This window comes from Streptomyces sp. NPDC006197, assembly GCF_040613865.1.
Classification (GTDB): Bacteria; Actinomycetota; Actinomycetes; order Streptomycetales; family Streptomycetaceae; genus Streptomyces.
The window spans coordinates 1-11,556 of record NZ_JBEXSZ010000204.1; the positions used below are offsets into that span (position 1 = coordinate 1).

At 72.6% G+C, this 11,556-nt stretch carries 10 protein-coding genes and 1 pseudogene; 5 read left to right on the forward strand and 6 right to left on the reverse strand.

All coding sequences use genetic code 11. The annotated features are described in order from the left end of the window. Positions 1–174 precede the first annotated feature (174 nt). From ABZ318_RS36735 to ABZ318_RS36755, 5 genes and pseudogenes are all read right to left on the reverse strand, one after another. A pseudogene (locus ABZ318_RS36735) lies at positions 175–921 on the reverse strand (serine/threonine-protein kinase); the annotation flags it as partial. Positions 922–981: 60 nt separating this feature from the next. Further along, on the reverse strand, positions 982–3,792 hold the full coding sequence (locus tag ABZ318_RS36740) for a tetratricopeptide repeat-containing protein (protein ID WP_356906773.1): 2,811 nt from the start codon (positions 3,790–3,792) through the stop codon (positions 982–984). Between the two features lie 3 nt (positions 3,793–3,795). Then, positions 3,796–4,200 carry a hypothetical protein gene (locus tag ABZ318_RS36745; RefSeq protein ID WP_356906774.1) on the reverse strand — a complete coding sequence of 135 codons (405 nt, stop codon included), beginning with the start codon at positions 4,198–4,200 and terminating at the stop codon, positions 3,796–3,798. Continuing rightward, entirely contained in the window at positions 4,194–4,439 is a 246-nt protein-coding gene (locus ABZ318_RS36750; RefSeq protein ID WP_356906775.1) for a DUF397 domain-containing protein, read from the reverse strand. The genes ABZ318_RS36745 and ABZ318_RS36750 overlap by 7 nt, the downstream gene beginning before the upstream one ends. Continuing rightward, the gene (locus tag ABZ318_RS36755; RefSeq protein WP_356906776.1) at positions 4,436–5,263 is read right to left on the reverse strand and encodes a Scr1 family TA system antitoxin-like transcriptional regulator; all 828 of its coding nucleotides are present in this window, start codon (positions 5,261–5,263) and stop codon (positions 4,436–4,438) included. The genes ABZ318_RS36750 and ABZ318_RS36755 overlap by 4 nt, the downstream gene beginning before the upstream one ends. Before the next feature lie 113 nt (positions 5,264–5,376). On the opposite strand from ABZ318_RS36755, the gene ABZ318_RS36760 reads away from it, so the two are divergent. Together ABZ318_RS36760 and ABZ318_RS36765 are read left to right on the forward strand one after the other, a co-directional pair. Beyond that, positions 5,377–5,781, forward strand: coding sequence for an ATP-binding protein (locus ABZ318_RS36760; RefSeq protein ID WP_356906777.1), 405 nt, complete (start codon positions 5,377–5,379; stop codon positions 5,779–5,781). 182 nt (positions 5,782–5,963) lie between these two features. Next, entirely contained in the window at positions 5,964–7,259 is a 1,296-nt protein-coding gene (locus tag ABZ318_RS36765) for a serine hydrolase domain-containing protein (protein WP_356906778.1), read from the forward strand. 134 nt (positions 7,260–7,393) lie between these two features. Here the strand turns inward: ABZ318_RS36765 and ABZ318_RS36770 are convergent, their stop codons facing one another. After that, complete coding sequence (locus tag ABZ318_RS36770) at positions 7,394–7,723, reverse strand: hypothetical protein (RefSeq protein ID WP_356906779.1); 330 nt, start codon at positions 7,721–7,723, stop codon at positions 7,394–7,396. Positions 7,724–8,015: 292 nt separating this feature from the next. On the opposite strand from ABZ318_RS36770, the gene ABZ318_RS36775 reads away from it, so the two are divergent. From ABZ318_RS36775 to ABZ318_RS36785, 3 genes are read left to right on the forward strand one after another with little or no spacing between them, the layout of a single operon-like run. Next, on the forward strand, positions 8,016–10,274 hold the full coding sequence (locus tag ABZ318_RS36775) for an MMPL family transporter (protein WP_356906780.1): 2,259 nt from the start codon (positions 8,016–8,018) through the stop codon (positions 10,272–10,274). After that, positions 10,252–10,809 (forward strand): GNAT family protein, encoded by a 558-nt coding sequence (locus tag ABZ318_RS36780; protein WP_356906781.1) that lies wholly within the window; start codon positions 10,252–10,254, stop codon positions 10,807–10,809. Before ABZ318_RS36775 ends, ABZ318_RS36780 begins: the two co-directional genes overlap by 23 nt. 35 nt (positions 10,810–10,844) lie before the next feature. After that, entirely contained in the window at positions 10,845–11,423 is a 579-nt protein-coding gene (locus tag ABZ318_RS36785) for a hypothetical protein (RefSeq protein ID WP_356906782.1), read from the forward strand. The last annotated feature ends 133 nt before the right edge of the window (positions 11,424–11,556 follow it).

The following is an 11,556-nucleotide window of genomic DNA, read 5'->3' on the forward strand; positions in this document are numbered from 1 at the left end:
GCCGACAAGTTCGCCACCGCCACGGAGATCGCCGCCCGCGACGGGCGCGTGATCATGTTCCTGCACACCAAGGCCTCCGTCGACCGCTTCACCAACCTCGGCCGCCGCGATGCTCAGGACCCGGGCGCGCTGGTCCTCCGGCAGCGCCGCGATCTGGGGCAGCGCGCGGAGCGCGGCGGCGAGCTGTTCGGGCGCGGTCGGCGGGGATTGGCCGCTGAGCAGGAAGTACGCGATGGCACCGAAGGCATAGCGGTCGGTGGCCGGGGTGCGCCTGCCCTCGAAGACCTCCGGCGCCGCGTACCCCGGGGTGAACCACACCTCGGCGGTCTGGTGATCGGCGGTGAGCTTGCTCAGGCCGAAGTCGACCAGGGTCGCCTGCCCGTGCTCGTCGACCATGACGTTGCCCGGGGAGAGGTCGCCGTGGACGACCGTACGGCCGGACGGGGTGGCCCTGCCGGAGTGCAGCCAGTCGAGGACGTCCGCGAGTTGTTCGAGGGTCCGCATGACCTCGCGCCGCTCACCGGGCGTGTCCAGCGTCCGCTCGGCCCGCCAGTCGCGCAGGTCGAGGCCGTCGACGTGGTTCATGACGAGGACCAGCGCCCGGCCGGTCAGGGTCCCGGACTCGCCGGGCCGGTGGATCGGCGGGCCCTGGAAGTGCTCCCGTACGCCGACGACGCCGGGCCGGCTGACGAAGCGCAGCAGCTCGGCCTGCTCGTTCCACTTGTCGCTGACCCGCTCGAAGATCTCGGGCGTGATGGTCGTCTTGGAGTCCAGGACCTTGACGACGACGGGCTCGGTGCCGCCCGCGAGCTCGATCTCCGCGAGGTAGAGCACCGCCTCGCCACCGCGCCCGATGGACCGGAGGAGCCGGTACCGGTCGGGCGCGGAGTCGGGGCCGATGTGGTGTGCCGTGTTGCTCAAGTTCCCCCCAAGGACCAGAGTTTGACAGTTGTTCAGCTTGCCCGTCCGGCCTGCCCGGGGTCAACGCGCCGCCGGGCGGCCCAGCATCCGCAGACAGCCGTCCCTGGTGCGGCGCAGGTGCCCGAGGAGCGTCTCGTACGCGGACGGGTTCGCGGCGGCGGACCGTTCCGCCAGGACGAGCGCCTCGACGACCGGTGCGAGCGCCTCCTCCCAGTGCCCGTCGAGCGCGAGGAAACGGCCGAGGTTGCCGAGGACCCGGGCCAGGTCGAAGGCGTACGCGGCCGGGTTCCGGTCGTGCGCCGCGCGGTACAGCTCCACGGCCCGCCGGGTCGCGGCGAGCCCCTCGGCGCGCCGGCCGGCCGCCTCCAGGCACATGCCCAGGTTCGAGAGCGACTGGGCCAGATCCGCCCGGTGCGGGTCCGCCTGCTCGGCGTACAGGCGCTCACGGAGGGAGACGGCCTCCTCGGCGGCGGCCAGGGCCTCGGCCGGACGGCCCATGCCCAGCAGGAAGTAGGCCAGGTTCGACACGGACTGCCCGAGTCCCTGGGAGTGGGCGGCCAGGTTGCCCGAGGCGAGGCGGCGACGGATGGCGACGGCCTCAGCCGTCGCGTCCACGGCCTCGGGCAGCCGTCCGGCCTCCGCGAGGTCGGCGCCCAGGCTGGTCAGCGCGATGGCGAGGTCCGGTTCGTGCGCGGCGGCGTTGACCCGGGCGAGGGCGCGCAGGACGGTCACCGCCTGCCGCGACAGCTCCAGGGCCTCGGCCCGCCGGCCCTGGGCGGCCAGGTGGTTGGCGTGGTTGACGAGCGACCGGGCGACGTCGGGTTCGTGGGCGGCGGGGTCCCGCTCGGCCAGTCGCAGCCAGATCAGCATCGCCTCGGCGTTCGCGTCGGCCGCTTCGGCCCAACGGCCCAGTGCGGAGAGGTAGTTGCCGAGCCCGTGCAGGGCCCCGGCCAGGTGTTCCTCGTGTACGGGGTCGGCGGCGACGATCCGGCGCCAGCAGGCGACCGACCGCTCGCCCAGGGCCAGGGCCTCCTGGTGCCGGCCGAGCATGGACAGCCAGATGCCCAGGTCGTTGAGGAGTCCCGCGTGCATCCCGTCCCACCGCGCGGGCTCGGCCTCGGCGAGCCGCCGGAACAGGGCGGCGGCCTCCTCGGTCGCGGCCACCGCCTCCTCGGGCCGCCCGGTCAGGGCCAGGCAGTTGCCGAGCCGGGCCAGGGCGGTGGCGAGCGCGGGCACGTCCTCGGGGAGTTCCTCCTGCGCGGCGAGGCTCAGCCGGGCGGCCTCCAGGGCCTCGTCGAGCCGGCCGGCGTTCGAGAGCCGGGTGCTGAGGTGGTGGTAGCCCGTCGCACGGGCGGTGGGGCCGTCGTCGAGGGCCAGCAGTTCCGTCACGATCCGGCGCGTGACGGCGGCGATGCCCGCGTCGAGGTCCACATGGCGGTGGGTGGGGAAGCGCTCCTCGACGGCGGAGAGGAGCCGGACCGGTATGTCGTCGAGCGCGGCGAGCGTGCTCAGGGCGGCGCCACCGGCGGTGAGCGCGAGTCCCGGGTCGGCCGCGAGCAGCGGGTAGAGGTGCCGGGGCCCGAGGTGCGGCCAGCGCTGGGCGGCGGCGGCCAGGAAGGTGACAGCGCGCTCGGCGTGCGGCCCGAGCAGGCGGGTGGTGACCTCCGGGGCCCACTCCATGGCGGGGTAGTCGGCGCCGTGCCCCGGAAGCGTGAGGGCGAGGAAGTCCTCGGCGAGCCGGTCGGGGTAGAGCGGCTCCAGGACCGTGCCGCGCTGCGGCTCGGCGGCCGGGTAACAGAAGGCGTGGTCGTCGAGGACGCGGCCGGGGGAGGGGGCGGGGGTGCTTTCTGCGGGCCCGCCGGTCCCGAGCCCGGGGGCGGATCCGGGGGATCGACCGGTTCCGAGTTCCGCCACGACGGCCGACCCCGTGGACCGGTCGACCGCCCCGGTGAGCGCGGCGGCGAACACGGCCCGGTTCATCGCCTGCGGCGGGGTCGCGTACCGCCCGTCACCCCGGGCGAACAGCGTGCCCCAGTGCAGGTGTTCCCGGTCGAGGAGGTAGACGGTCAGACCGGCGAGATCGGCGGGCGGACGCCGCCCGTGCGCCTGCGCGTCGACGGAGACGAGCGCGGCCATGTGGAGGGCGAGGGTCAGCCCGTACGGGGGAGCTGGCTCGGGCGCGGCCGTGACTCCGTACCGTACGGCGAAGGCGTCGTGGGCGGCCCGGTACATCCCGGCGCCGTCGGGGAGGTCCTCCAGGGCCATGTTGCTCGTACCGGCCTGGAGGTTGGCGAGCGAGGCGCGGACGGCGGGCCACGCGTCGGCCGTACGGGCGAGCAGCAGCACGCGCGCGCGTACCCCGGGCCGGTGGAGCAGGGCGTTGCTGAAGAGCCAGGTGAGATGGGTGAGCGGCCAGCGGTCCGCGTAGTCGACGACCAGGAGGACGCCGTCGCGCCCCTCGGTCGTCAGGTCCTGACTCCCTGGCGGTGGCTGTACGGACCCGGGGCCGTTCGTCGCGGCGGCGACCCGCCAGCCCTCGTCCTGGGTCGCGTCGGCGAACCGGGCGGCGAGGCGCGTCTTGCCCTGCCCGCCCGGCGCGTGCATCCACCGGACGGCGAGCCGGGGTCCCTGGTCGCGCCAGGCACGCAGTCCGGCCAGTTCGGCGTCCCGGCCCGTGAACGGCACGACCTCGAAACGGGAGTTGAGCATCCGGCTCGGCAACTCCCGCAGCCACTCCGGATCGGCGGCCGGTGCGCGGCGCCAGTTCTGGAGCAGGTAGACGGGAGAGCCGTCGCCGAAGACGTGGATGTCGGCGCCGATGACGCCGTACGCGTATCCGGAGTGCGCGGTGACGTGCTGCTCGACGCTCACGGGTCACGCTTCCGGGCGGGGCTCTGAGCTCTGGTGGAAGACGATGTTCCCGTGCTGGACGCCGAAGACGCGTCCGTGGTCGTGGGCGGTGTTGTGCTGCACGGAGTGCTGCCCGTCCGGGGCCTCCCGTATCAGGGCGCGCAGCTCCTCGGCACACTCCGGGTGCTCGGCGAGGAGGGCGCGCAGCCGCAGCGCCCAGGCGGGCACGAGCGCCTGCCGCGCCCCGTCGGGGTCCTCGGCCCCGGCGACGAGCGCGGCGTCCTCGTCGAGCCGCCCCTCGACCTCCGCCCGCCCCCGGAACAGCCGGACGACCCCGTCCCGGGTGACCTGCCAGGCGTCCGTGGCCATGGCGGCGACGACGGCCCCGCCGCCGGCGGCGGCCAGGGCGGTCAGGGACTCCTCTAACACGTGGCCTCCGCGACGAAGGCGCCCCAGGCGGTGGGGGAGACGGTGAAGACGGGACCGGTCTCGCCGAGCTTGGAGTCCCGGACGTGGACGGCGGCGGGGTGGGCGGCCACCTCGACGCAGGCGCCGCCCTCGTCGCCGCTGTAGCTGGACTTGCGCCAGTCGTAGGCGACTTCGAGGCAGTTCCCACCCTCGCTGCCGCTGTAGCTGGACTTGAACCACGAAAGTGCTGCTGCGTTCATGTCTCTCCTGCCAGGTGCTCCAGCAGGCCCATGGTGTCCTCGGGCGTCAGGGCCTGTGACCGCAGCATTCCATATTTGGCCTGGAGAATGCCGACCTCGTCGGGGTCGTCGATGAGGAAGCTCACCCGCTGTCCCTCGATGTAGGCGACGTGTTCGTGGGCGGGCGTTTCCACGAGCACCATGGGCCCATTGAGTCCCGCGTGCTTCGTCCGTGACTTCGGGATGATCTGGAGGGCGAGGAAGGGGAGTTCGGCGATCTCGCGCAGATGGAGGATCTGCCCCCGCAGCACCTCCCGGCCGCCGATGGGCTGCTCCAGGACGGATTCGTTCAGGAGGAAGGACATCATCGGCGGCCACGGCTTCTGCTCGAAGATCCGCTGGCGGTCGAGCCGGTCGAGCATCCGGTCCTCGGCTTCCTGCGGGGTGATCGGCGGATACAGACAGTCGAAGACCGCGCGGGCGTATTCCGCGGTCTGGAGCAGTCCCGGGACCACCCCGTTCTCGTACCAACAGAGGCTGAGCGCCTGTGCCTCCAGCTCGATGAACTCCTGTACGAACGCCGGATACCGCTCCTTCTTCGGCGCCTTCCCGACCGCCACCGCCAGCGCACCCCCCGTGTTCAGGATGTCGTCCAGCTCACCCGCGAGCCCAAGCCGCAGCGCCCGCCGCCCCTGTTCGATGGACCCCAGCGTCTCCAGTGCCACGCACGCCTGCGCCGCCAACTGGGGCTGGGTCAGAGCCGCTTGTTTCCGGTAAAGCGCCACCAGGGCGCCGACCACTTCCCATGAGGGGACCTTCTTCCTGGAGTTCGTACCGCGCTGCATGAGCGGTGCCTTCCCCGCTCCGTACGTACTCGACGCGTTCCGGACCCGTACAAAGAATTTGTACGGCTTCGCGTCCTGGGGCGCGTGGGGCGCGAGGCGCCACCGTGATCGCCATGAGCGACCAACTCCCCTTCTTCCGCGAGGCCTTCTACCGCCGCGAACGCCGATCCGTTCCCCTCGCCCGGGACTTCGCACGCAAGGCGCTGGCCGACTGGGGGCTGGACGCACGCGCGGACGACGTACTGGTGTGCGTGAGCGAGCTCGCCACCAACGCCCTCCTGCACGGCGTCCCACCGGGCCGCGGCTACCGACTCCACCTCTACCTGGAGCGCCCCGGCTCCCTCCGGGTCGAGGTCCACGACAGCGGCGACGGCACCCCGGCCGTCCGCGAGCCGTCCGGGGAGTCGGGTCGCGGCCTCCTCCTCGTCGGCGCCCTCGCCGACCGCTGGGGCGTGGGCGCGCGCGACCCCGGCAAGATCGTCTGGTGCGAGTTCGCCGTCGCGGCGGGCGGGTCCTAGAGGGCGTCTTTCCGGTCTGCCGGCCCCGTGGCGTCAGGGCAGGAGTCGGGGTCGCCGTCCGGGGCGGGTCAGGGGCGGTTTCGGGGTGATCACCGATCGCCGACGACCGGCGGAAACGGCAGAGTTGGGGTCGTTCGGGGGACACACCCCCACCTCACGGCGACCACCTCTGGAGCACTCCCATGCGACACCGCACGCCCGCACTGCGCCGCCTCGTCGTGGCCGGTACGACCACGGTCGCCCTCACGCTCGGTGTCGGCGTCCCCGCTGCCACCGCCACCACCGCCACGCCCTCCACGGCCACGGCGACCTTCCGCGCCCACTCCTCCGGCTTCGACGCCGAACCGCTGCGGAAGCTGCTCACCCCACTGCCCGGCTACCAGGCCGGAGCGCTGGTCAGGGTCGACGGGCCGGGTCGCGGGCCCCTGTGGACCGGCGTCGCCGGTCCGGTGTCGGCCGACGCCCACTTCCGCATCGGCAGCGTGTCCAAGGCCTTCACCCACACGGTCGCGCTGCAGCTCGTCGCCGAGCACAGGATAGGGATCGACGACCCGGTGCGGTCCCACCTGCCGGAGCTGATCCCGGCCGAATACGGTGAGGTGACGGTGCGCCAGATACTGGATCACACCAGCGGGCTTCCGGCGCCCGCTCCGACCCCCACCCCGAAGAGCGGGCCGGGTTGGTGGCTCAAGAGCGTCACGCCGGTCGACGGGGTGCGGGACGCCTTCGCGCTCGCCGCCGCCGACGAGGACTGGCGGAAGTACCGGCCCGCGCCGGGCGCCGTCCAGCAGTACAACGGGCTCAACACGCTGGTCGCCGGACTGCTGGTCGAGAAGGTCACCGGCAACTCCTTCCGGCAGGAGCTCGACCGGAGGATCCTGCGCCCCCTCCAGCTGCGGCACACCAGCCTCCCGGCCGCCGGCGACATCACCATCCCCAGCCCGCACGCGCGGGTGTACGTCGGGGCGGACGAGGTCACCGAGCAGAGCCCCTACCCGTGGGCCGAGGGCGGGATGATCTCCACCGCCGCCGACCTCGACCGCTTCCTGACCGCCCTCCTCGGCGGTCGGCTCCTGCCGCCCGCCGTGCAGAGACTGGCCTTCTCCGTCCCCGAGGTCCCCAGCGCGTCCCAGAACAAGCACTGCGGCACCAGCGGCAAGGCCTGCTTCGCCCCCGTCGGCCTGATGCGCCTCACCCTCGGCAACGGCGTGACCGTCTGGGGCAAGACGGGCTCCCGCCCCGGGTGGGAGAACGGGTTCTTCGCCACGCCCGACCTCAAGCGCCGTGTGGTGTACTCCCTCAACCCCAACGGGACGGGGACGAGTGAGGAGTACACCGACTACGTGAGGGCCCTCGCCGGTGCCGCCTTCACGGGACTCCAGCCGACCGCACAGGCACCGACCGCACAGGCACCGACCGCTCCGGCGCCGACCGCTCCGGCCGGCCCGGGGCACCGCGAGCCCCGGAGGGTGTCCTAGCCGGACAGCTCGTCGGCCTGGGCGAGAGGGGCGCCCGGACGCGAAGCGCCGTCCGGACGCGGGGTGGCGTCCGGACGGCGGGGCGGTACGGCCGGCGCGTGACGGCTGTACCGCCCTTCGCCCGTGAAGCGGGCCTAAGCGAGCACCTCATAGGTCAGCGTGTAGTCCGCGTCGTCCTCGGTGAACTTGTACTCCAGCTCACCCTGGCCCGCCTGGGACCGCCCCGCGTAAAAGCGGCCGAGGAGGTCGTCGTCGTCCGGGGAATCGGAGTCGAAGAGTTCGATGCGGGCGCGTGTGCTGAAGTCGATCAGCGGGACGGCGGACAGGTCCGCGGTCTCCCTGTTGTTCAGGCCCGGTGCCTCCGCGCCCCACACCTGGACCCCGTTGACCAGCAGGCGCTGTTCGTCCTCACCCCCGTCGTCCTCTGTCGTCGAACAGTAGAGAGAAATCAGCCGAAGCCTCATTACCACCCCCAAGTATTTCGTCGAGCAGCCTGGGACGAGGGTATGGGTGAATTAACCTGCCGGGCAATGGAGCGCGGCCCGGCGCAATATGGCGCATTGTGCGGGAATTAACACGCCCCCGCTTTCCCGAATTATCGGTTTCGTAAACTGGAATGGCGCCAGGACGCCAGGGGTGAGGAGGTGGGCCCCCGGCCCGGGACGCACTCTGTGAGGATCGCCACGAAACGGGCAAACGATCACGTTTGGCTGCGACAGTGGGGGCGCGCGTACAGATCCAGTCAGGAGCACGTCCTTGGCCGCAATCGCACGGTGGTGCCTCCGGCACCGTCTCGTCGTCGTTCTCCTCTGGCTCCTCGCACTCGGAGGGACCGCCGCCGGCGCGACCCTCGCCGGCAGCGCGTACTCCAACGACTACGAGGCCCCCGGCACCGAGTCCGGCCGGGCCACCGCCCTCCTCGACCGGGGCTTCCACGGCCTCGGCGGCGACAGCGACACCATCGTCTGGCACAGCGACCGGGGCAGCGTCCGAGCCGACGCCGTCGAGCAGCGCGTCAGCGGCATGCTCGACAAGGTCGCCGAACTGCCCGGCATCGCCGCCGTCACCTCCCCCTACGGGGACGGGGCCGCGTCCGGCCAGGTCAGCGAGGACGGGCACACCGCCTACGCCACCGTCACCTTCGACGCGCAGGCCGACGACATCCCCGAGGCCCAGGCCAGGGCCCTCGTGGACACCGCCAGGGCTGCCGCGACCGACGACCTCCAGGTCGAGCTGGGCGGCAGCGCCGTCGCCCTCACCGAGGCCCCCGGCGGACACATCGCCGAGATCGTCGGCGTCGCCGTCGCGGCGGTCGTCCTCTTCCTCGCCTTCGGCTCGCTCGCCGCCTCCGCGCTCCCGATAGCGACCGCGCTCGTCAGCGTCGGCATCGCGTACTCCGGGATCGTGCTCCTCGGCCATCTGATGACCGTCGCCGACTTCGCCCCCATGCTCGGCATGCTCGTCGGCCTCGGCGTCGGCATCGACTACGCCCTCTTCATCGTCACCAGGCACCGCAGAGGACTCAAACGCGGCCTCTCCGTCGCCGAGGCCGCCGAGACCGCCGTCGCCACCACCGGCCGAGCCGTCGTCTTCGCCGGCGCCACCGTCTGCATCGCCCTGCTCGGCATGCTCATCCTGCGGCTCGGCTTCCTCAACGGCGTCGCCATCGCCGCCTCGCTCACCGTGCTCCTCACGGTCGCCGCCTCCGTCACCCTGCTGCCCGCGCTGCTCTCGTTCATCGGCACGCGGGCGCTGTCACGACGCGAACGCCGGACGCTCGCCGAGCGCGGCCCGCAGCCCGAGCTGCCCACCGGCTTCGCCGCCCGCTGGTCCGCCTTCGTCGAGCGGCACCCCAAGCTCCTCGGCGCGGTCGCCGTCCTCGTCATGGGCGTCCTGGCGCTGCCGACCCTCTCGCTCCACCTCGGCACCTCCGACCAGGGCAACGGCCCGGGCACCGCCACCACGCGCAAGGCGTACGACCTGCTCGCCGACGGCTTCGGGCCGGGCGTCAACGGGCCCCTCACCCTCGTCGCCGGCCTCGACGGCGCCGACGACCGGGTCGCCCTCGACCAGCTGCCGGCCGCGCTCACCGCCACCAAGGGCGTCGCGTCCGTCTCCCCGGTCACGTACAACAGCGCGGGGGACACCGCCGTCCTCACCGTCGTGCCCGACTCCTCGCCGCAGTCCAAGGCGACCAGCGAGCTCGTCGACCGGCTCCGCGACGACGTCCTCCCGACCGCCGAGGCGGGCACCTCCCTCGACGTGCACGTGGGTGGCGTCACCGCCTCGTACGACGACTTCGCCGAGATCATCGTCGGCAAGCTGCCGCTCTTCGTCGGCGTGGTCATCGCGCTCGGCTGCCTGCTGCTCCTGCTCGCCTTCCGGTCCCTCGGCATCCCGCTCAAGGCCGCCGCCATGAACGTCGCCGCCGTCGCCGGCGCCTTCGGCATCGTCGTCGCGATCTTCCAGTGGGGCTGGGGGAGCGAGGTGCTGGGCCTGGGCAGCGCCGGACCGATCGAGCCCTTCCTCCCCGTGATCATGGTCTCCGTCCTCTTCGGACTCTCCATGGACTACCAGGTCTTCCTGGTCAGCCGGATGTACGAGGAGTGGCTGGAGACCGGCGACAACCGGCGGGCGGTCCGGGTCGGACTCGCCGAGACCAGCCGCGTGATCAACTCCGCCGCGGTCATCATGATCTCCGTCTTCCTGGCCTTCGTCCTCTCCGGCGACCGGGTCATCGCCATGTTCGGCATCGCGCTCGCGGCGGCCGTCGCCCTCGACGCCTTCATCCTGCGCACCCTCCTCGTCCCCGCGCTCATGCACCTGCTCGGCGGCGCGAACTGGTGGCTGCCGAAATGGCTCGACCGGCTGCTGCCCCGGATCAGCATCGAACCCCCCGAGTGCCGCGAGGCCGCCGACACGCGTGCGAAGATCCCCGTACAGCGTGTGACGGCCCCGGCCCCGGCTCCGGCCGCGGAGGAGAGGAACGACGATGTTCGCGATATCGCTGGGTGACGACGGTGCCGAGCTCAGGCCCCTGGAGCCCTGGCAGGCCGAGGAATTCCTCACCCACATGGACCGGGGCCGGGAGTTCGTCGGACAGCACATCGGCCTCCCGGACGTCGTCGCGGACCTCGACTCCGCCCGCGCCTACCTCACCTCGTACGCCGAGAAGGCCGCGAACGACACCGGCCGCATCTACGGCATCTGGACCGACGGCACCCTCGTCGGCGGCGTCCTCTTCCGGATCTTCGACGCCAAGAACGGCACCGCCGAGGCGGGCTGCTGGCTGGAGCCCTCCGCCGCCGGGAAGGGCCTGATCACCCGGGCCTGCCGGGTCATCATCGACTGGGCGATCGAGGAGCGCGGCATCCACCGCGTCGAATGGCTCGCCTCCACGAAGAACCTCCCGAGCATCGCCGTCGCCCGCCGCCTCGGCATGACGAAGGAGGGCGTGCTGCGGGAGAACTACCTGTACCGCGGCGCCCGCGCGGACACGGAGGTCTGGGCCGTCCTCGCTCCCGAGTGGCGCGCGGCGAAGGCGTCTTAAGCCCCCTCTCATGTCGGCCCCCTAGCGTGCGCCGCATGGACACCCAGACGACCGAGAAGACCGCGGCGACCGAGAAGACGGCGGCCGAGAAGACCGCGGCGACCGAGCACGACGAGGCCGACGAGACCACCGCGGATGCCGTGGACGACGCCGTGGACGACGCCCTCGTCCCGCTCGACGAGCAGGACGCGCAGGACGGGGACGAGCAGGACGACGAGGAGGCGGCCTCCCCGGAGGCCACCGGCGTCGGCTCCGGCGCCGCGGCCGTGGTCTCCGCCGCCCTCGCCGCCGTCGCCCTCACCGGCACCTGGACCGGCAGGGTCGTCGCCGAGCGCGAGACGCTCATCGGGCAGATCAAGACCTCCGCCGGCGGCACCCCCGCCCAGCAGATCCACGAGATCTACGGCGACGCCTGGCACGGCACCGCGCTGGTGAACGGCGTCTTCGCCCTCCTCGCCCTGGTCGTCGCCGTCCTCGTGCTCACCCTGCCCCGGCGCCCCGCATGGGTCCGCGCCGTCGCCGTCGCCGGCGCCGTCCTGGGCGGCCTCGGGCTGCTCCTGTCGGTCGGCACCTACTTCGACCTGTTCCTGAGCCTCCCGACCACCGGCTCCTGAGTCCCTCAGGAAGCCGCCTAAGGACCCCTTGGGACCCTCCTAAGAGGTCCTAACAAAGGCGTTGGACGTGTCGGTGGGTGATCAGGCAGGTGGCGAGGCCGAGGAAGGCCTCGTGGATGTCGTCTCGTCGCTC